Origin of the sequence: Actinomadura sp. NAK00032, from assembly GCF_013364275.1 — a bacterium.
GTDB lineage: Bacteria > Actinomycetota > Actinomycetes > Streptosporangiales > Streptosporangiaceae > Spirillospora.
This window is the reverse complement of the sequence record NZ_CP054932.1, coordinates 6,583,210-6,602,558: the sequence shown is the minus strand read 5'-3', so window position 1 is coordinate 6,602,558 and position 19,349 is coordinate 6,583,210. Positions and strand designations below refer to the sequence as shown.

Sequence of the window (19,349 nt, the reverse complement as noted above, 5' to 3'; positions counted from 1 at the left end):
TCGGTCTCGCGGCGGCCGGGTCAGGCCGCGGCGGCGGCGGGGCGCCGCGCGGGGGCGGCCGGCGCGCGCAACGCCGCCGGGACCGATATGATCCCCGCCGCCGCGGGTACTCCGGCAGGTGCCCCGGCCCGGTAGCGGGACGTCCAGATCCGCCGGTTATGTGATGGAAGACACAGTACGAGGAAAGATCCGGGTGACTGGTGTCACTCGTGGGAACGGTCGCGCCTCGTGTGTCGCAGGTCACCAACCGTGACAGAATTTCCCGCCCGGATCGGGCACAAGAACGGCCCCTTGAGCGTTAGATCCGCGCGACGGGGCGCATAAAGCACTGAGGGGGATGGAGATAGAAGATGGCGACCGACTACGACAGCCCACGCAAGACCGACGACGATCTCAGCGAGGACAGCCTCCAGGAGCTCCAGGCCCGGCGGGCCGACAAGGCCGCCAGCATCATCGACGAGGACCTGGACGCCGGTGAGGTCGCCGAGCTGCCCGGTGCCGACCTGTCCAACGAGGAGCTCACCTTCCGGGTGGTTCCGCGGCAGGCGGACGAGTTCACCTGCACGCGCTGCTTCCTGGTGCACCACCGCAGCCAGCTGGCCACCGAGAAGAACGGCCAGCCGATCTGCCGCGAGTGCGCCGCCTGACCGGGAGTGGCCGCCGGGTGACGGGAGAGATCGAAAGGCGTGATGACGAGGTGGAGCCGGCGCGCGGCGACGGCTCCACGGAACTCGGTGAGCTGATCGGACGGCTCACCGCCGACGAGGACATGGACCGCGAGACCCGCGGCCGCCTGCTCGGGCGGCTGGCCGCACTGCTCGGCCGGAACGCCCGCAAGGTGGGGGCCGCGGGGATCGGGCGCGGCAAGTGGCTCGGTGACCTGCTCGTCGAGGCCGCGCCGCACATCACCATCCGCGACCTGGAGACGCTGCAGGCGCACCACCACGGGCTGATGGGGGAGGCGCTCGCCGACCGGCTCGTCAAGGTGGCGAGCAACGGCACGACCGCCGTCGGCGCGGCCGGCGGCGCGCTGGCCGCAGTGGAGTTCACCGCCCCGCCGCTGCTGCTGACGGCGCCCGCCCAGCTCGCCGCCGAGACGCTCGTCGTCGCGGCCATCGAGGTCAAGATGATCGCCGAACTGCACGAGGTGTACGGCGTGCGCGTCCAGGGCACCGGCACCGCCCGCGGCGCGGCGTTCGTCACGTCCTGGGCCCGGCAGCGCGGCGTCAACCCCCTGGAGGCCGGGTCGCTCACCAGCGCGCTCGGCACCGCCGCCAAGTCGGCCCTGCGCAAGCGGATGCTGCGCACCTTCGGCCGCAGCATGAGCACCATGGGCCCGTTCCTCACCGGTGCGGCGGCGGGCGCCGCCCTCAACCGGTCCGCGACGAAGGCCCTGGCGCTGAAGGTCCGCAACGACCTGCGCGGGGCCGCCGGGATCACGCCCCCGCTTCCGGGATCCCACCACAAGCCGCTGCGCTGACCGCCCCGGCCGGCCGCGCCCCGGCGCCCCGGTCGGCGGGACGTTCCAGGGGGTCGCCCCCCTGGAACGGCGCGGGTCGTCAGGCGTCGACCTTCAGATGGGCCGGCAGCTCACCGGTGCCCTTGGCGTACTGGTGCGCCACGGCGCGGGTGGCGAGCAGGCGGGCCAGCTCCATGCCGACGCCCATCACCACGGCCCAGCCGACGGCCTCCATCAGGTCGACGTCCGGGGACTCGGGATTGGTCGGCGGCTCCTTGCCGGTGCTCTTCTTCCAGATCATCGTGATGGTCTTCTTCGCGACGAACCCGCCCGCGAACGCCGCGGCACCGGCCATCACCCGCCACCCGATATCGCCCTTATCCGCCATATTCGTCCTCCACTCGTCTGTCGTCTCCGACGCTACCGGAACGGTCCGCCCCGGGCGGTGGAGGCGATCAGCGCCGGTCAATCGGCATGCGGCTCCCGCCGATGTCAATACCATTGGCTCATGACAGAGCAGCCGCGTACTCCGCACGTCCCGCCGAAGCCCTCCCTGGACGGACTCGAGGACAAATGGGTACGCGTCTGGGAGGACGAGGGCGTCTACCGCTTCGACCGCACCCGGCCGCGCGGCGAGGTCTACTCGATCGACACCCCGCCGCCCACCGTGAGCGGTTCCCTCCACGTCGGCCACGTCTTCTCCTACACCCACACCGACACCGTCGCGCGGTTCCACCGCATGCGCGGTCGGGCGGTCTTCTACCCGATGGGCTGGGACGATAACGGCCTGCCGACCGAGCGCCGGGTGCAGAACCATTTCGGCGTCCGGTGCGATCCGTCGCTTCCCTACGACCCCGATTTCGCGCCGCCGGCCAAGCCCGACCCCAAACGCCAGCAGCCGGTCTCGCGGCGCAACTTCATCGAGCTGTGCGAACGGCTCACCGAGGTCGACGAGAAGGCGTTCGAGGAGATGTGGCGCCAGGTCGGCCTGTCGGTCGACTGGAACCACCTCTACACCACCATCGGGGACGTGTCCCGCACGGCGTCGCAGCGCGCGTTCCTGCGCAACCTGGCGCGCGGCGAGGCCTACGTCTCCGAGGCGCCGACGCTGTGGGACGTGACGTTCCGCACGGCCGTCGCGCAGGCCGAGCTGGAGGACCGCGAGCACCCCGGCGCGTTCTACCGGATCCGGTTCCACGGCGACGAGCGCCCGGTCTACATCGAGACGACGCGGCCGGAACTGCTGCCCGCGTGCGTCGCGCTGGTCGCGCACCCCGACGACGAGCGTTACCGGGAGCTGTTCGGCACGACCGTCCGCACGCCGCTGTTCGGCGTCGAGGTCCCGGTCCTGGCGCATCGCCTCGCCGAGCCCGACAAGGGCTCCGGCATCGCGATGATCTGCACGTTCGGCGACGTCACGGACGTCACCTGGTGGCGCGAGCTCGCCCTGCCGACCCGCGCGATCGTCGACTGGGACGGCCGTCTGGCCGCCGACCCGCCCGCGGGCGTCGCCGCGGAGCCGTACGCGGAGCTGGCCGGCAAGACGGTCTTCTCGGCGAAGGAGCGTGTCGCCGAGATGCTCCGCGACTCCGGCGATCTCGACGGCGAGCCGCGCAAGATCAGCCGTCCGGTGAAGTTCTACGAGAAGGGCAGCAAGCCCCTGGAGATCGTCACCACCCGGCAGTGGTACATCCGCAACGGCGGCCGCGACGAGGGCGTCCGCGCGGAGCTGCTGGCGCGCGGGCGCGAGCTGGCGTGGCACCCCGGCTACATGCGGGCCCGCTACGAGAACTGGGTCGAGGGCCTGAACGGCGACTGGCTGATCTCCCGGCAGCGGTTCTTCGGCGTGCCGATCCCCGTCTGGTACCCGCTGGACGCCGCCGGCGAGCCGCGCTACGACGCGCCGATCGTCCCCGCCGAGGACGCGCTGCCCGTCGACCCGTCCTCGGACGTCCCGCCGGGCTACACCGCCGGGCAGCGCGGCGAGCCGGGCGGCTTCATCGGCGACCCCGACGTGATGGACACCTGGGCGACGTCGTCGCTGACCCCGCAGATCGCGGGCGGCTGGGAGCGCGACGCCGACCTGTTCGGCCGCGTCTTCCCCTACGACCTGCGGCCGCAGGCGCACGACATCATCCGGACGTGGCTGTTCTCCACGGTCGTCCGCGCGCACCTGGAGCACGGCTCGCTGCCGTGGACGGGCACCGCGCTGTCGGGGTGGATCCTCGACCCCGACCGCAAGAAGATGTCGAAGTCCAAGGGCAACGTCGTCACCCCGATCGACCTGCTGCGCGAGTACGGCTCCGACGCCGTCCGCTACTGGGCGGCGAGCGGGCGGCCCGGCACCGACACCGCGTTCGACACCGGCCAGATCAAGGTCGGCCGGCGCCTCGCCATCAAGATCCTCAACGCGTCGAAGTTCGTGCTGGGCCTGGGCGAGGTCGAGGCGGGCGCCTCCGTCACCGAGCCGCTCGACCGGGCGATGCTGGCGGCGCTGTCCGGCGTCGTCCAGGACGCGACCGATGCGTTCGAGGGCTACGACTACACGCGGGCGCTGGAGCGCACCGAGCGGTTCTTCTGGGAGTTCTGCGACGACTACCTGGAGCTGGTGAAGGCCCGCGCGTACGGCGACGGCCCGGCGGCGCAGTCGGCGCGGGCGGCGCTGCGCACGGCCCTGTCGGTGCTGCTGCGGCTGTTCGCGCCCGTCCTGCCGTTCGTGACCGAGGAGGTCTGGTCGTGGTGGCGGCACGGATCGGTGCACGCGGCGGCCTGGCCGGCGGCCGCCGAGCTGCCGGCGGGCGGCGACCCGGCCGTCCTCGCCGCGACGGGCGCGGCGCTCCGCCAGGTCCGCAAGGCCAAGTCCGAGGCGAAGGCGTCGATGCGCGCCGACGTGTCGCGCGCCGTCGTCCGGGGCGCGGAGGTGGCGCACATCGCCCGGCCGGACCTCGCGGCGGCGGGGCGGATCGCCGACCTGACGCTGGAGGCCGCCCCGGCCGAGCTGACCGTCGACGTCGAACTCGCCCCCGCCGCCACCTAGCCCCCGCCGCCTAGGCCCTGCCCTGCACGTTCTGACGCCGCGCCCGGCGTCAGAACGTGCAGGGCAGGTGCTTGATCCCGTTGATGAAGCTGGAGAAGAGCCGGTCCGGCTCGCCGGTGGCGCGGATGTCCGGGACGCGCGTGAACAGCTCGCGGAACATCACCGTGATCTCGCGGCGGGCGAGGTTCGCGCCGAGGCAGAAGTGCGGGCCGGGGCCGCCGAACCCGACGTGCGGGTTGGGGGAGCGGGTGATGTCGAAGGCGTCCGGGTCCGCGAAGACGGCCTCGTCGCGGTTGGCCGAGTTGTAGAAGAGCAGGACCTTGTCGCCTTCGCGGTACTGGTGGCCGTTCATCACGTGGTCGCGGGTCAGCGTCCGGCGGAACTGGATGACCGGCGTCGCCATCCGGACGATCTCCTCGACCGCGCCCGGCATGCGCGCGTCGAAGTCCTCCAGCAGCAGCGCGCGCTGCTCGGGGTTGTCGGTGAACAGCTTGAGGCCGTGCGACATCGCGTTCCGCGTCGTCTCGTTCCCGGCCACCACGAGCAGGATGAAGAACGAGCCGATCTCCTGGTCGGTGAGGCGCTCCCCGTCCACCTCGGCCGCGATCAGCGCGGACACCAGGTCGTCGCCGGGCCGGCGGCGCCGCAGCCGGGCCAGCTTCATCGCCAGGTGGTTCAGCTCGAACCCGGCCGTCAGCACCTTGAGCAGCCCGTACAGCGCGCCGAGCCGGGTGATGCCGTCGCGGCTGTAGTCCTTGCCGCCGCTGTACTCGGGGTCGCCGAGGCCGAGGATGATGTTCGTCCGCTCGTACACCATCGGCCGGACGTGCTGGGGGATGCCCATCATGTCGCAGATGACCTGGAGCGGGAGCCGCGCCGCGACGTCGGTGACGAAGTCGGCCGAGCCCTTGGCGACCAGGTCGTCCACGATCCGCGTCGCGGCGGACTGCAGGTCGGCCTCCATCTTCTCCAGCACCCGGGGGGTGAACGCCCGCGACACGATCTTGCGGATCTTGGCGTGCCGCGGGTCGTCCATGTTGATCATCGAGCCGAAGTAGCGGGCCAGGTAGCCGGGCAGGTCGGCGATGCTGTTGGAGCACGGCTCGCTGCTGAAGACGTGCGGCGACCGGCTGGCCTCCACGACGTCCGCGTGCCTGGTCAGCGCGTAGAAGCCGGGGCCCTGCCGGACGAACGGCAGCTTCAGCTCCTGGAAGAACGCCGGATGCTCGCGCTGCCGCAGTGCCGCGAACTCGGCCATCCGCCGCTCCGGGGGCAGCGCCCAGAAGGGCAGGTCGGCAACGCTCAGCCGACCGGTGTCCGGCGCCGTCGTCGTCACTGCGCACCGTCCGTCACCGCACCGTCCGTCACCGCGCACCGTCCTCGTCCATCGCCCAGAACCTGATTCGGTTTACATCGAACCGAGCGACCGGCGGCCCGTCAAGGCCCCCTCAGGCGGCCGCGACGACCCTCCGCTGCAGCACGGCGCGCTCCGCCGCGGTCCACGCGCCCGACACCAGCAGGTACAGCCCCGCCGCGAGCGGGACGAACGCCGCGAAGACCACCGTCCCGAACGGCAGCACCCGCGCGACCGCGCCCATCGGCCCCTCGGCCGTGACCCGCCGCGACGACCACACCGCGACCGCGCCCAGCAGGACGAACAACCCGACGAACACCAGCGACGGCGGCGCGAGCAGCCCGCCGCCGAGGACGCCGATCCAGTTCTGCCCCAGCGGCGCGGCGAGCAGCGTGTGGGCCAGCAGGGCGTTCTGGTGCCCCGCCACGGTCGCCGACATGAACAGCCGGTACATGACCATGAAGAACGGGATCTGCGCGAACATCGGCAGGCACCCCGCGACGGGCGACGCGCCCTCCGTCTCGTACAGCGCGGCCATCTCCCGCCGCAGCCGCTCGGGGTTCTTGCCGTGCTTGCTCTGCAGCGCCTGGACCTTGGGCATCAGCCGCGCCCGCGCGCGCTCGCCCTTGGCCGCCGCGACGGCGAGCGGGACGAGGAGCAGCCGCACGGCCATGGTGAACAGCACGATCGCCAGCGCCGTGGCGGACCCGCCGGCGGACGGCTCCAGGCCGTCGGCCAGTCCGGAGACGAGGGCATGGGCGATCGAGACGGGAACATCGAACATGGGAGGACCTTCCGGAACGAGAGGGATCGGATGCGTTCCGGCCGCGCTCAGGCGGCCGCGATCGCCGTTCCGGGCGCTCTCGGACGCGGGCGTCCCGCCGCGTCGGGGTCGCGCTGCGGCAGGAAGGCCGTGCGCAGCGTCCGCTCGCGCAGGGTCGTGCGCACCCGCGCCAGTACCGCCCGCTGCCCCCGCCGCGCCGCACGGAACCGCACGGCCGCGAGCACCAGCAGCCCCGCGACGGTCAGCGAGCCCAGCGCCACCAGCACCGACTGCCCCGGCGCCGTCCCCGCCCACTCGGCCACGGCGAACCCCCGCAACGCGAGGAACACCACCAGCGACCAGAGCATGCACAGACCTTCCCGTACGGACGTACGCCTCAGTCTCTCACCAATCAGCCGCAGTCACCGCCTCGGTTGCGGCCAGGGACCGGAGTGTCACAGGAGGAGAAGCGTGAGAGCGGCGACGAACACGGTGGCCGTGACGGTCTTCGTGAGGGGCATTCGGGTGGCTATCGCGCTGTCCCGTTGGGTGTCTTGCGCCAAGTAGGTGAGGGCGGCGCTGAGGGCGCGGCCCAGGCCGAAGGCCGCGCCGGTGAGGAGAGTCAGCGGGAGGGAGAGGCCGGCCAGGAGGAGCGTCAGGGCCAGGACGTACGGGGCCGTCGCGGGGACGTAAGTGCGGACGCCGGTGCCCAGTTCGAAGCCGAACTGGAGGGTGCCCCGGCGCAGGCGCGTCTGGAGGACGTCCGGCGGGATCTGGCGGGCGTTCTGCGGGAGGGGAAAACGGAGCAGGCCGAACTCGCGTACTGCGCCGAGCGCGGCGGCGGCCAGGATCACGGACGTCCGCACGGAGGCCGGGATCGGCGCGGCGAGGCCGGTCAGCAGGTAGATCACCGCGGCGCTGAGGGTGCCTCCGAGCAGGAGCCCGAAGGTGAAGACGGCCAGGACCTCGCCCTGCCGTACCGGGGCCCGCCAACCTGGCGAGAACAGCACCGATTCGCTGTTGCGCGTTCAGACGCTGCCCGACAGCGAAAACCCGGCGAGCGCGCCGATCGACGACCAGCACAGGACAGCGGCGTCCAGGGCGGCGGCGGAGACCGCGAGGAGGGCGAGGGCGGCGACGGGCAGCAGCGGGTCGGCCAGGCCCCGCCGCAGCCGCCCTGCGGTCAGTTCTTGCACGCCGTCGCTTTCCGGCAGATGGTCTTGTACCAGTTGCCCTTCTTCGACTTCTTCCACCCGTCGTGGCAGCGCCAGGTGACGCCCTTCTTGCAACTGCCGCAGCTCTTGGAGTAGGCCCAGAGCCAGCCGTCGTAGCCGCCGCCGTAGCACTGGTTGGGGCGCAGCTTGTAACGGCCGGGGTCGGAGACGCCCGACTTGTGGAAGCCCTTGTACTTGCCGCTCGTCCGGCAGCACCAGCTGCACACGTAACTCGGCCCGCAGCCGGGGGAGCAGTTGTGGTTCGCCGCGTACGACGGGCAGCGCGGGTAGATGTCGTAGTAGCCGACCAGCTGGAAGCCGGAGGAGAGCGCCTCCCGGGCGGGCGGGAAGACGCCGAGCGCCTTCAGCCCGGCGGTGGCGCCCGCCGCGGCGAGGCCGGTCAGCAGGCTGCGCCGGGCGGGTCGGAATCTCGGCTCGTCGCGGGGGACGGGCCGCCGCCGGACGCGCTCGGCCCCGGCGGGACGCGGCCCGCGCAGCGGGGGAATGTCCTCGAGCTCGATCATCGCGCCGCCTCCAGGGCCAGCTCGCGGAGGGCCTCGGGCGAGCCCACCGGCTCGGCGGCCCGCACCCGGCCGTCCGCGCCGACGAGCACGGCGAACGGGGTGGCGGGCACGCGGTAGTCGGCGAACAGGCCGTCCTGCTCGCCGGTGAGGACGGTCGCGCCCGGCGGCGGCCCGGGGTCGGGCGGCGGCCCCGCGAAGATCGCGTGCAGCGGCCGGTCCAGCGCGCCGGCGGCGGCCAGCACGTCGGTGCAGACGCCGCAGTCGCGGTCCAGGAAGAGCAGCAGGCCCGGCCCGAGCCGGTCGAAGGCGGGCGCGGCCGTGCCCGGCGCCGGGCCCAGCCCGGCCGAGGGGGCGCCCTGGCCGAGGGCGTGGACCTGCCGGACGAGACCGGCGACGACCAGGGCGAGCAGCAGGATCGCGACCCACGACAGCAGCAGCGCGCTGTTCTGGAAGCTCATGCGGCCGTCCTCCTCTCCGTGAGCATCGCGCGGGGCAGTGTCCACAGGAGAACCGCGAACGCCGCCCCCGCCGCGACCGTGATGGACACCTCGTAGGTGGTCGGCGCGGCCGGGAGGCCGAGCACCGCGCCGGCGAGGGCGAGCAGGCAGAGCGCGGCGGCGCGCCCGGCGATCCAGCCGGTCATCGGCGTGCCCTCGCCCGCGCACCCGCACGGCACGCCTTGGCGGGTGCGGGACACGTGCGCCGCGTAGAGCGCGTACAGGGCCAGCAGGACGGCCGCCGCCCCGCAGGACGCCCGCAGCGGGCCGTCCAGCCAGAGCAGCAGCGCCACGGCGCCCGCCGCGCCGGTCAGCGCCTCCGCGGCGATCACCAAGGCCGCGACCGGAGCGGCGGCGGCGCGCGGGAGCACGCGGTGGGCGCGCAGCGCGGCGGTGAGCGCGCCGGGACGGGCGGCCTGGCCGGACGCCGACGCCAGGAGCACGAGCGAGACCGCGACCCCGGCGAGCGGGCCGGTCACCGGACCGCCTCGACCGCCAGCCCGGCGAGCCGCCGGGGGACCTCGCGCACCCGGTCCTCCTCGGGCAGGACGGTCACCAGCAGCGATCTCAGCGCCAGCAGGAAGTAGGGGCCCTGGCCCTCGACGGTGTCCTGGAACAGCTCGCCGCCCGCGACCCGGGCGCCGCGCCAGGGCGGCAGCCGGCGGCGCGTGCCCGCCGTCAGCGGCGTGATCTCCAGCAGGCCGAGGCCCGGGACCTCCTTGACCATCTCGGCCGGTTCGGCGCGCCGCGCGCGGCCGCGCGGCACGGCGACGATGCCGTCCTCGTGCTCGGTGAGCCGGACGGTGCCGAAGAACGCCACCGCGTCCGCCGGGCGCCCGTGGTACAGGTGGGTGAACACCGCGTGCCGGCGGCCCTCCCACACGGCCGCGAGGACGGGGTCGCGCTGCCCGGTGTCGGGGTCGCGGGTCTCGGCCCGGCCGACCCGCAGCCGCCCGCCCTGGAGCCGGAACTCCTGCTCGAAGCGCGCGACGCCGATGTCCTCGGCCCAGCCGAGCGCGTCCGCGCGGGTGCCGCCGGAGATCTCGTGGAGCCGGCCGCGGTCGGCGATCCGCGCCACCGACGTGCACGGGCGCCCGAGGTCGTGGGCGCCGCCGAGCCGGACCCGCACGCCGTCCAGCGAACGGTGGGTGACCTCGCGTTTCGCCGAGCCCATGCCGCCCCCTTCCTGCGGGACGCACGCCCCACAGAAGCACCGCGGGTAACAGGGGTGACGCTACGCGTGATCTGCCGCTTCGGGGATAAACCTTCCGGAAGTGGTCACGGCCGGGGAACAGATAGGGTCGGGTGGTCCTCCGGCAGGTACGTTGAGGTGGAGCCCGTGAGCAAGGTCGATGTGCTGATCAAGCGGCTGGATCCCGAGCTGCCCCTGCCGGCCTACGCGCATCCGGGCGACGCGGGCGCCGATCTGGTCGCGGCCGTGGACGTCGAGCTGGCGCCGGGGGAGCGCGCCGTCGTCCCGACGGGCGTCGCGATCGCGCTGCCGGACGGCTACGCCGCTTTCATTCACCCGCGGTCCGGATTGGGCGCTAGGTTGGGAGTGACCATTGTCAACGCACCCGGTACGGTCGATGCCGGCTATCGGGGTGAGATCAAGGTGACCCTGCTGAACACCGACCCCCGCGCCGCGGTGACGCTGCGGCGCGGAGACCGCATCGCGCAGATGGTCGTGCAGCGGGTGGAGCGGGCGGTGTTCCACGAGGTCGCCGACCTTCCCGGAGCGGCGCGCGGAACCGGCGGGTTCGGGTCCACGGGCGGATTCGGCGCCACGCGCGTTTTCGGGAACAATGAGCACAGTCGAGAAGGAGCGTGAGTCGTGGCTTTTGGACGTCGCCGGCAGGCCGAGGAGCCCGAGAAGGGGCCCGAGGCGACCGAGGAGCCGGCGGAGACCGCCGAGGAGGAGGCTCCCGCCGAGGCGCAGTCGGCCGAGGGCGGCCCGTGGGACTCCGAGGACTCCTTCCCCGAACTGCAGCGGCTTGACTTCGGCTCCCTGCAGATCCCGGTCGCGCCGGGGCTGGGCTTCCAGGTGAACTTCGAGGCCACCCAGGTGGACGAGGAGGGCAACCCCCTCGACGGGCGGCCCGTCGCCGTGCTGGTGCAGTACGAGGAGAGCGCCATGCAGCTCCAGGTGTTCGCGGCGCCGAAGCGCAGCGGCATCTGGGACGACGTGCGGCGCGAGACCGCCAAGGACATCCAGGAGGAGGCCCAGGGCCAGATCCAGGAGGGCGAGGGGCCGTTCGGTCCCGAGCTGCTGGCGATGGTCCCGGCGGCGCTCACCGAGGAGGTCCTCGCGGAGATGCCGCAGGAGGTCCGCGAGCAGATCCCGGCCGAGTTCGTCGAGCAGGGCTGGGCGCCGCAGATCATCCGCTTCCTCGGCGTGGACGGCCCCCGCTGGTTCCTGCAGGCCGTGGTGCAGGGCGCCGCGATCGAGGACGAGGAGCAGTGGCAGGTCCTGGAGGACGTGCTGCGCGGCGTCGTCGTGGTCCGCGGCGACGCGCCGATGCCCCCCCGCGACCTGCTGGAGCTGCAGATCCCCAAGGAGTTCAGCGAGGCCGGGCAGGACGGCGAGGAGGAGGCCGTGGAGACCTTCGACCCGTTCGAGCGCGGCCCCGAGATCACCGAGGTGCGCTGACCTGCGGCATCCTTGCCGCGGCCCGCGAACGCTGGCCCGCCCGCACCGCACGCCTTTTCGGACGTGCGGCCGGGCGGGTTTCGCCTTCTGCGGCCCCGGCCGATCCCTTGCCTCGCGGGCCCGCGCGGGTGGTCAATCGGGGCATGTCGAAGAAGACGCGCAAGCGCAGGGCACGCAAGCGGGGCAAGCACAACAAGGGCAAGCGGCCCAACGCCCGGCACTGACGGGCCCCGCCCGGACGGGCTCAGATCATCTCGAACGCCATCGCGTGCTCGACGCCGGCCTCCCGCCCGGCCGGCTCGGCGATGCCGGTGAGGAACTCCGCGGCGTCGAAGTCCGCGTCGAGGTTGGAGAAGTAGACCTCGTGCGCGCGCAGCGAGTCGATCCCGGTCTGCAGGTGCCCGGTGACGTCCACGTAGTGCGTGGGCTGCGGCGACCCGCTGAACAGCGCGAACCGGACGCCCTGCCACGGCTCCAGCCCGAGGTCGCGGAACACCCACCGGTTGGCGGCGTCGCGGACGGCGTCCGCGACGGCCAGCCCGAGCACCCGGTGGTCGGCCATGTTGAACCCGCCGCCGGGGAAGCCCTCCCGGAAGTTGACCGACAGCACCACCTCGGGCCGGTGCCGGCGGATCGCGCTCGCGAGCGCGCGCCGCAGCGGCAGCCCGTACTCCAGCATGCCGTCCGGCATGTCGAGGAACTCGACGGTGCCGACGCCGACCCGGCGCGCCGCCTCGATCTGCTCCGCGGTGCGCACCCGCCGGACCTCCTCGGGGTCCATCGAGTCGATCCCGGCCTCGCCGCGGGTGGCGAGCACCTCCGTCACCGTCTTGCCCTGCGCGGTCCACTTGGCGATCGCCGTCGAACACCCGTACTCCAGGTCGTCCGGGTGCGCGACGATCGTCAGGGCCCGTTCCCAGTCCTCAGGTACCACGTCCATCCCCTCATCCTGGCCGATCACCGGGCCGGCCCGCGAAGGGGGCATCATGGGCGTACTGGCGAAAGGGGCGCGGAACGTTGGCCATCACCGGGATCATCCTCATCGCGTCGGGCGTGCTCGTCGCCGTGGTCGGCAGGCTCGGCGCCACGGGACGGATCCAGCGCAACGGCCTGATCGGGATCCGGACGAGGCGGAGCATGGCCGACGACGAGTCGTGGCTGGTCGTGCACCGGCGGGCGCAGCCGTGGATGCACGCGTCCGGGGCGTCGCTGATCGCCACCGGAGCCGTCGCGATCGCGACCGGCTCCAACGAGCCGGTCGCCGCCGTGACGACCCTGGTCGGCGTCGTCGCGTGCGCGTTGTTCGCCGTGGCGGGGACCGCCGCCGGGCACCGGGAACTGGCCCGGCGCGACCTGCCGAAGTAGGACGGCGGCGCTACAGGTAGCGGAGCCACAGGTACGGCGTGGCGAGGGCGACCGTCACGAGGGTGACGACGAGCCCGTAGCGGGTGAACCGCCAGAAGCTGATCGGGGTGCCGTTGCGGGCGGCGATGCCCAGCACGACGACGTTCGCGCTGGCGCCGATGGCGGTGGCGTTGCCGCCGAGGTCGGCGCCGAGGGCGAGCGCCCACCACAGGACGTTCCCCTGGTCGCCCGGGTGCTGCTGGACGAGGTCGGCGACGATCGGGCTCATCGTGGCGACGTAGGGGATGTTGTCCACGATCGCCGACAGCACCGCGGACGCCCACAGCAGCAGCATCGCCGCGAACCCGAGGCGGCCCTCGGTGGCGTCGGCGGCGGCCTTGGAGACGTCGCCGATGACGCCGGTCTCGACGAGCCCGCCGACCATCACGAACAGCCCGGCGAAGAACACCAGGGTGGGCCATTCGACCTCGCTGAGCGCCTCCTCGGTGGTCACCCTGGTCGCGGCGACGAGCAGGCCCGCGCCGAGCAGCGCCACCACGGACGGCTCGTAGTGCAGCACGGGGTGCAGCACGAACGCGGCGATCACGATCGCCAGGACGGTGAGCCCCTGCGCGAGCAGCCGCCGGTCGGTGATGGCCTCCCGCTCCTCCAGCGCCATGACCTCGGCCGCGAGGTCGGGGTCGTAGCGGAACTCCGCGCGGAACAGCCACCGGCACAGCAGGCAGAACACGACGACCAGCACCACCACCAGCGGGGCCAGGTGGACGAGGAAGTCGTTGAACGACAGCCCGGCCCGGCTGGCGATGATGATGTTGGGCGGGTCGCCGACGAGGGTGGCGGTGCCGCCGATGTTGGACGCCATGACCTCGGCGATCAGGTACGGCTCGGGCCGCAGCGCGAGCCGCTCGCAGACGAGGAACGTGACGGGCGCGATCAGCAGGACGGTGGTGACGTTGTCCAGCAGCGCGGACGCCGCCGCCGTCAGCACGACCAGCATGACCATCAGCCGGTAGGGGCGTCCCCGCGCGCGCTTGGCGGCCCAGATCGCGACGAACTCGAACACGCCGGTGCGCCGCAGCACCGAGACGATCACCATCATGCCGAGCAGCAGGAAGATGACGTTCCAGTCGATCCCGGACTCGGAGGAGAAGAAGGCGCCCTCGGCGTCGGTGATGTGCAGCAGCAGCATCAGGCCGGCGCCGCCGAGCGCGACCGCCGTCCGGTGCACCTTCTCCGACGCGATAAGAACGTAGGCGCAGACGAAGATGGCGATCGCGGCGGTGGCCTGCACTGAGCCTCCCGGTCGGGCGTACGGCTGACGGACCTGCCGACCAGACTTCCCGGCGCACCGGAGGCGACTCTAGCGGGCGGCGCGTGCCGGGGGCGAAACCGCCGTCCCGGCGATGGTGGGGTTTTGCCTACCCCGATCGGCGTGCTGGACCCATCCCCGGCCGCGTCCGCGGTCCGTAATTTCGTTCCCGAGGCGCTCCGCGAGGGGGCGCCGGGCGGAGGTAAGGGAACGATGTTCGGACGAGGCGGGACCGCGCCGGCGGCCCAGGTGCCCGGTGAGGCGCTCCGGCTTGACGGCGTGCGCAAGGTCTACGGCGCCGAGGGCAATCAGGTGGTGGCGCTGGACGGCGTGTCGCTGTCGCTGCCGGCCGGGTCGTTCACCGCGGTGATGGGCCCGTCGGGGTCGGGCAAGAGCACGCTGCTGCAGTGCGCGGCGGGCCTGGACCGTCCCACCGAGGGCCGGGTCTTCGTGGACGGCGCGGAGCTGACCGACGGCGGCGAGGCCGCGCTCACCAAGTTCCGGCGGCGGCGGATCGGCTTCATCTTCCAGCAGTTCAACCTGCTGCCGACCCTGGACGTGATGCAGAACGCGGTGCTGCCGCTGAAGCTCGCGGGCCGCAAGGTCGACAAGGCGCGGGCGCGGGCCGTCCTGGAGAAGGTGGGGCTCGGCGACCGGCTGGACCACCTGCCGGCGGAGCTGTCGGGCGGCCAGCAGCAGCGGGTGGCGATCGCGCGGGCGCTGGTGACCGAGCCGCGGGTGGTGTTCGCCGACGAGCCGACCGGCGCGCTCGACACCCGCAGCGCGCGCGCCGTGCTGGGGCTGCTCCAGGAGTCGGTGCGGGCGTTCGGGCAGACTGTCGTGATGGTCACCCACGACCCGGTCGCCGCGTCGTTCGCCGGCTCCGTGCTGTACCTGGCGGACGGGCGGATCGTCGGCCACCAGACCGCGCCGACCGCCGAGTCGGTCGCGGAGCGGATGACGCACCTGGCCGACGAGGTCGAGCGGCAGCGCGCGATGGCGGGGGCCTGACATGTTCGGACTGGCACTGCGGTCGCTGCGCAAGCGCACGAGCGCGTTCACGGCGAGCTTCCTCGCGATGTTCCTCGGCGCCATCATGATCATGGCGTTCGCCTCGATGCTCGACACGGCGGAGGCGAGCGGCGCGACCGGCGACGCCCGCGAGACGCTGGTCACGATGGCGACCGTCGTCGGCGGCTGGGGGCTGCTGCTGGTGGTCTTCGCGGTCACCTCGACGCTGACCCTGTCGGTCCGGCAGCGGGCGACGGAGATCGCGCTGCTCAAGAGCGTCGGCGCCACCCCGGCGCAGCTCGCCCGCATGATCGTCGGCGAGGCGGCGGGGCTGGCGCTGGCGGCGGCGCTGCTCGCGGTCGTCCCCGCGATCGGGGCCGGCCGGGCGCTGCTCGGGCTGCTGCACGACACCGACCAGGTGCCGGCGGGGGTCGGCCACCACTTCGGCGCCGCCGCGCTGTCGATGGGGATCGGCGTCACGCTGGTCTCCGCGGTCGCCGCCGCGCTGATCACCGCGCGGCGCGCCGTCCGCGTCCGGGTCGCGGAGTCGATGGCCGCGGCCGCGGCCGACGACGCGCGGCTGAGCAAGAAGCGGATCGTGTTCGCGGTGCTGTTCCTGCTGCTCGCCGTCAACGAGGCGGTCATCACCGTCACGGTGATGGACGGCAAGGGCAGCGACGCGATGGCGACGTCCGGGCAGGCCGACATCTTCGCCGGGATCGGGCTGGCGCTGCTGGCCCCGGCGATCATGCGCCGGGTGGCGGTCCTCGCGGCCGGCCCGCTGCGGATGCTCGGCGGCGCGGCCGGGGACCTCGCGGCGGCCACGATGCGCCGCCGGACGTGCGCCCTGGCGTCCGCGGTCACGCCGGTCGTGCTGTTCGTCGGGACGGCCGTCGGCACCCTGTACCTCCAGGCCACCGAGAACGCGGCGATGGACGCCTCCGGGCTCGCCAAGACGGCCGAGCAGAAGAGCATCGAGACGCTCAACTTCGTCGTCATCGGCATGGTGGTGCTGTTCACCGCGATCATGCTGGTCAACACGCTGGTCGCGGCGACCGCGCACCGGCGCCGCGAGTTCGGCCAGACCCGGCTCGCCGGCGCCACCCCGCGCCAGCTGCTCGGCGCGGTGGCGCTGGAGTCGGTGGTGCTGACCGTCACCGGCGTGCTTCTCGGGACGGTCGCGGCGGTCTTCACGATCGTCCCGTTCGGCCTGGCGCGCCGCGACTCGGCCGTCCCGGACGGCGACGTGCGGACCTACCTCGCGGTCGCCGCCCTCGCCGCCGTCCTGACCGGCGTCACGGCCTACGGCGCGACCCGCCGCACGTTTCGCGTCCCGGCCGTGGAGGCCGCCCTCCGCTGACGGCCCCGCCGACGGCCCGCCCGACGGCCCCGCGTGCGCGCCCATCCGGCCCGGATGGGCGCGCACGCGCGTCCGGGGCACCGGCGGGGGGTCGATTCGTCCGCTGATGTCATACGCTTCGAGGTATGGACGAGGTTTCGGCCGGCACGCCGCCCCAGGCGGACCCCGAGGGGCACGAGCGCGGCAGGGGCGGTCTGCGGCGCTTCCTGCGGCGGATGGCGGCCGGCAAGGCCGAACTCGAGGCCGAGGAACTGCAGAAGACCACCGGCGACGAGGGCGCGACGCCGATCACCGAGTGCGGCGCGCGCACGCGCAACTGCGTGGCGGGTACGCTACGTACCGTGACCCTGCGGCCGCGGGGCGGCGCGCCCGCGCTGGAGGCCGAGCTCTACGACGGCACCGACGTGATCAGCCTGGTCTGGCTCGGCCGCCGCAAGATCGCCGGCATCGACCCGGGCCGCCGGCTGCGCGCCGAGGGGCTGGTCAGCGTGCAGGACGGGCGCAAGGTCATGTTCAATCCGCGATACGAGCTGCGCGGCGGCTCGTGACGGCCGTCCCCGGGCGGCCGGGAGGGCAGAGGGGCGCAGTGGCAGCGTGAGCGAGACGACAGCCGGCAGCGGGCGGGAGACCGCCGCGCACGACACCGTCGAGGCGGCCGTGCGCGCCCAGCTCACCAAGGCGCTCGGCGGCGTCCGCGGCATGCTGGAGGCCGCCGTCCCCACGATCGCGTTCACCGGCACCTACGTCGTGGCCGAGAACATCAAGCTCGCCGTCGGGGCCGGGATCGGCGCGGCGGTGGTGCTGCTGGCCGTCCGGATCGCGCAGCGCTCCAGCCCGCAGTTCGTGCTGAACAGCCTCGTCGGCATCGCCATCGCCGCGTTCTTCGCGCTGCGCTCGGGCAAGGCCGAGGACGCCTTCCTGCCCGGCATCATCCTCAACGCCGGCTACGCCGCCGCGATGATCTTCTCGATCGCGGTGCGGTGGCCCGTCGTGGGGTTCATCATCGGCTCGGTCACCGGCGACCCGACCGCCTGGCGGCGCGACCCCGGCATCGTGAGGCTGTGCTCGCGGCTCACCTGGCTGCTGGTGCTGCCCTGCGCGGCGCGCGTCGCCGTCCAGTACCCGATCTATCTCGCCGACGGCGACCAGAGCGGGCTGCTCGGCACCGCCAAGATCGTGATGGGCTGGCCGCTGCAGGTCGCCGCGCTGGCGGCGATGGTGTGGCTGCTCGCCCGCGGCCGCACCCCGATCGAACGCGAAGAACCCGCCTGACCGAAACGGCCGGGCGGGTCCTCAGCGGAGGTCTCGGCGAAGGGCTCAGCGCCCGCCGAGCAGTTCGGCGAGCTCGTCCTCGACGTCCTGGCTGGCCACGAACATCAGCTCGTCGCCCGGCTCCAGGGTGTCGTCGGACGAGGGCACCAGCACCCGGCCCTCCCGCAGGATCGCCACGAGCGCGGTGTCGCGCGGCCACTCCACCGACCCGACCCGCTGCCCGCCGAGCGGCGCGTCGTCCGGCAGCGTCAGCTCGACCAGGTTGGCCTCGCCCTGCCGGAACGTCATCAGCCGGACGAGGTCGCCGACGCTGACGGCCTCCTCCACCAGCGCCGACAGCAGCCGCGGCGTGGACACCGCGACGTCCACGCCCCACGACTCGTTGAACAGCCACTCGTTGTTCGGGTGGTTGATCCGCGCCACCACGCGCGGTACCCCGTACTCGGTCTTCGCCAGCAGCGACACCACGAGGTTGACCTTGTCGTCGCCGGAGGAGGCGACCACGACCTGGCAGCGCTCCAGCGCCGCGTCGTCCAGCGAGGCGATCTCGCACGCGTCGGCCAGCAGCCACTCCGCGCGCGGCACCATCTCCACCTTGATGGCCTTGGGGCTCTTGTCGATCAGGAGCACCTCGTGCCCGTTCTCCAGCAGCTCCTGGGCGATGGAGCGGCCCACCGCGCCGGCCCCGGCGATCGCGACCCGCATCAGGCGTCCTCCCCGTTCCGCGCCGCGACGGCGGCGTTCACCCGCTCCAGATCGTCGGCGCTCGCCATGATGTGCACGATGTCGCCGTCCTGGATCACCGTGTCCCGGTCGGGGACGAGGGCCTCGCCCATCCGCGACAGGAACGCCACCCGGGTGCCCGCGTGCTCCTCCAGCGCGCCGACCTTCGCACCGACCCACAGGTGCCCGGAGTCCAGCTCGGCGAGGACGACCGCGCCGGTCGGGTCGCGCCACAGCGGCTCGGCGCCCTCCGGCAGCAGCCGGCGCAGGATCTGGTCGGCCGTCCAGCGGACCGTCGCGACCGTGGGGATGCCGAGGCGCTGGTAGACCTCCGCGCGGCGCGGGTCGTAGATCCGGGCCACCACGTTGTCGACGCCGAACGTCTCGCGCGCCACCCGGGCGGAGATGATGTTGGAGTTGTCGCCGCTGCTGACGGCCACGAACGCGGCCGCCCGCTCGATGCCCGCCTCGGCGATCACATCGCGGTCGAATCCGAACCCGGTGATGCGGCGGCCCCGGAACCCGCTGCGCAGCCGGCGGAACGCCTCCGGATTCTGGTCGATGATGGCCACCGAATGGCCCTTGTCCTCCAGGATGTGGGCGAGCGTCGAGCCGACCCGCCCGCATCCCATGATCACGATATGCACGGCCGTTCCCTCTTCCGTCCAGGGGGACGCTCCCCCTGTACCCCCGCGCGGGTGCACGGCATTCGTCGCTGCGCCGCCGACGCCGTGCCGCACCCGAGGACGGTTGTCCGAAAATGCTCCCTGCCGGGCTGCAAACCTACACATCCCCCCAGGCGAGTACTACC

Annotated in this window: 24 protein-coding genes; 10 read left to right on the top strand and 14 right to left on the bottom strand. The window is 73.2% G+C overall.

All coding sequences use genetic code 11. The features are described 5' to 3' along the window. Positions 1–350 precede the first annotated feature (350 nt). Positions 351–647 carry a DUF4193 domain-containing protein gene (locus HUT06_RS30170; RefSeq protein ID WP_067893074.1) on the top strand — a complete coding sequence of 99 codons (297 nt, stop codon included), beginning with the start codon at positions 351–353 and terminating at the stop codon, positions 645–647. Positions 648–664: 17 nt separating this feature from the next. Further along, entirely contained in the window at positions 665–1,480 is an 816-nt protein-coding gene (locus tag HUT06_RS30165) for a hypothetical protein (protein WP_254715464.1), read from the top strand. Positions 1,481–1,559: 79 nt separating this feature from the next. Here HUT06_RS30165 and HUT06_RS30160 read toward each other — a convergent pair whose 3' ends face one another. Continuing rightward, positions 1,560–1,847 carry a DUF4235 domain-containing protein gene (locus HUT06_RS30160; protein WP_176198800.1) on the bottom strand — a complete coding sequence of 96 codons (288 nt, stop codon included), beginning with the start codon at positions 1,845–1,847 and terminating at the stop codon, positions 1,560–1,562. A gap of 120 nt (positions 1,848–1,967) precedes the next feature. On the opposite strand from HUT06_RS30160, the gene valS reads away from it, so the two are divergent. Further along, positions 1,968–4,496, top strand: a complete 2,529-nt coding sequence (valS, locus tag HUT06_RS30155; RefSeq protein ID WP_176198799.1) for a valine--tRNA ligase — start codon at positions 1,968–1,970, stop codon at positions 4,494–4,496. Between the two features lie 49 nt (positions 4,497–4,545). Here valS and HUT06_RS30150 read toward each other — a convergent pair whose 3' ends face one another. The 9 genes from HUT06_RS30150 to HUT06_RS30110 form a co-directional block, all read right to left on the bottom strand. Beyond that, complete coding sequence (locus HUT06_RS30150; protein WP_254715463.1) at positions 4,546–5,832, bottom strand: cytochrome P450; 1,287 nt, start codon at positions 5,830–5,832, stop codon at positions 4,546–4,548. 112 nt (positions 5,833–5,944) lie between these two features. Continuing rightward, positions 5,945–6,634: a YidC/Oxa1 family membrane protein insertase gene (locus HUT06_RS30145; protein ID WP_176198798.1), complete on the bottom strand. Its 690-nt coding sequence runs from the start codon at positions 6,632–6,634 to the stop codon at positions 5,945–5,947. A gap of 47 nt (positions 6,635–6,681) precedes the next feature. After that, a complete protein-coding gene (locus HUT06_RS30140) occupies positions 6,682–6,981 on the bottom strand; it encodes a DUF6412 domain-containing protein (protein ID WP_176198797.1) in 300 nt (99 codons plus the stop codon). Positions 6,982–7,068: 87 nt separating this feature from the next. Continuing rightward, positions 7,069–7,623 carry a hypothetical protein gene (locus tag HUT06_RS30135; protein ID WP_217711523.1) on the bottom strand — a complete coding sequence of 185 codons (555 nt, stop codon included), beginning with the start codon at positions 7,621–7,623 and terminating at the stop codon, positions 7,069–7,071. 18 nt (positions 7,624–7,641) lie between these two features. After that, positions 7,642–7,809, bottom strand: a complete 168-nt coding sequence (locus HUT06_RS30130) for a hypothetical protein (RefSeq protein WP_176198796.1) — start codon at positions 7,807–7,809, stop codon at positions 7,642–7,644. Beyond that, a complete protein-coding gene (locus tag HUT06_RS30125) occupies positions 7,797–8,351 on the bottom strand; it encodes a hypothetical protein (RefSeq protein WP_176198795.1) in 555 nt (184 codons plus the stop codon). The genes HUT06_RS30130 and HUT06_RS30125 overlap by 13 nt, the downstream gene beginning before the upstream one ends. After that, the gene (locus HUT06_RS30120) at positions 8,348–8,809 is read right to left on the bottom strand and encodes a hypothetical protein (protein ID WP_138633699.1); all 462 of its coding nucleotides are present in this window, start codon (positions 8,807–8,809) and stop codon (positions 8,348–8,350) included. The genes HUT06_RS30125 and HUT06_RS30120 overlap by 4 nt, the downstream gene beginning before the upstream one ends. Further along, positions 8,806–9,327, bottom strand: a complete 522-nt coding sequence (locus HUT06_RS30115; protein WP_176198794.1) for a MauE/DoxX family redox-associated membrane protein — start codon at positions 9,325–9,327, stop codon at positions 8,806–8,808. Before HUT06_RS30115 ends, HUT06_RS30120 begins: the two co-directional genes overlap by 4 nt. Next, on the bottom strand, positions 9,324–10,022 hold the full coding sequence (locus HUT06_RS30110) for a hypothetical protein (protein ID WP_176198793.1): 699 nt from the start codon (positions 10,020–10,022) through the stop codon (positions 9,324–9,326). Before HUT06_RS30110 ends, HUT06_RS30115 begins: the two co-directional genes overlap by 4 nt. 165 nt (positions 10,023–10,187) lie before the next feature. Between HUT06_RS30110 and dut the strand changes: the two genes are divergently transcribed. Both dut and HUT06_RS30100 read left to right on the top strand, forming a co-directional pair. Next, complete coding sequence (gene dut, locus HUT06_RS30105; RefSeq protein WP_138633705.1) at positions 10,188–10,679, top strand: dUTP diphosphatase; 492 nt, start codon at positions 10,188–10,190, stop codon at positions 10,677–10,679. A gap of 3 nt (positions 10,680–10,682) precedes the next feature. After that, positions 10,683–11,498 (top strand): DUF3710 domain-containing protein, encoded by an 816-nt coding sequence (locus tag HUT06_RS30100; protein WP_176198792.1) that lies wholly within the window; start codon positions 10,683–10,685, stop codon positions 11,496–11,498. Between the two features lie 244 nt (positions 11,499–11,742). On the opposite strand, the gene HUT06_RS30095 is transcribed toward HUT06_RS30100, so the two are convergent. Further along, positions 11,743–12,438, bottom strand: coding sequence for a PIG-L deacetylase family protein (locus HUT06_RS30095; RefSeq protein ID WP_176198791.1), 696 nt, complete (start codon positions 12,436–12,438; stop codon positions 11,743–11,745). Between the two features lie 77 nt (positions 12,439–12,515). Here HUT06_RS30095 and HUT06_RS30090 point away from each other — a divergent pair, with 77 nt between their 5' ends. After that, the gene (locus HUT06_RS30090) at positions 12,516–12,863 is read left to right on the top strand and encodes an SdpI family protein (RefSeq protein WP_176198790.1); all 348 of its coding nucleotides are present in this window, start codon (positions 12,516–12,518) and stop codon (positions 12,861–12,863) included. A 10-nt stretch (positions 12,864–12,873) separates the two neighbouring features. On the opposite strand, the gene HUT06_RS30085 is transcribed toward HUT06_RS30090, so the two are convergent. After that, positions 12,874–14,154, bottom strand: a complete 1,281-nt coding sequence (locus tag HUT06_RS30085; RefSeq protein ID WP_176198789.1) for an ArsB/NhaD family transporter — start codon at positions 14,152–14,154, stop codon at positions 12,874–12,876. A gap of 231 nt (positions 14,155–14,385) precedes the next feature. Here HUT06_RS30085 and HUT06_RS30080 point away from each other — a divergent pair, with 231 nt between their 5' ends. The 4 genes from HUT06_RS30080 to HUT06_RS30065 all read left to right on the top strand — a co-directional run bounded on the left by HUT06_RS30080 (position 14,386) and on the right by HUT06_RS30065 (position 17,815). Further along, positions 14,386–15,183, top strand: a complete 798-nt coding sequence (locus tag HUT06_RS30080) for an ABC transporter ATP-binding protein (protein WP_176198788.1) — start codon at positions 14,386–14,388, stop codon at positions 15,181–15,183. Position 15,184: 1 nt separating this feature from the next. Beyond that, positions 15,185–16,543, top strand: a complete 1,359-nt coding sequence (locus tag HUT06_RS30075) for an FtsX-like permease family protein (protein ID WP_176198787.1) — start codon at positions 15,185–15,187, stop codon at positions 16,541–16,543. Positions 16,544–16,668: 125 nt separating this feature from the next. Continuing rightward, entirely contained in the window at positions 16,669–17,091 is a 423-nt protein-coding gene (locus HUT06_RS30070) for an OB-fold nucleic acid binding domain-containing protein (protein ID WP_176198786.1), read from the top strand. A gap of 46 nt (positions 17,092–17,137) precedes the next feature. Next, positions 17,138–17,815: a DUF3159 domain-containing protein gene (locus tag HUT06_RS30065; protein WP_254715462.1), complete on the top strand. Its 678-nt coding sequence runs from the start codon at positions 17,138–17,140 to the stop codon at positions 17,813–17,815. A gap of 45 nt (positions 17,816–17,860) precedes the next feature. On the opposite strand, the gene HUT06_RS30060 is transcribed toward HUT06_RS30065, so the two are convergent. Both HUT06_RS30060 and HUT06_RS30055 read right to left on the bottom strand, forming a co-directional pair. Further along, positions 17,861–18,520, bottom strand: coding sequence for a TrkA family potassium uptake protein (locus tag HUT06_RS30060; protein ID WP_176198785.1), 660 nt, complete (start codon positions 18,518–18,520; stop codon positions 17,861–17,863). After that, a complete protein-coding gene (locus tag HUT06_RS30055; protein WP_176198784.1) occupies positions 18,520–19,185 on the bottom strand; it encodes a TrkA family potassium uptake protein in 666 nt (221 codons plus the stop codon). Before HUT06_RS30055 ends, HUT06_RS30060 begins: the two co-directional genes overlap by 1 nt. Positions 19,186–19,349 lie beyond the last annotated feature (164 nt).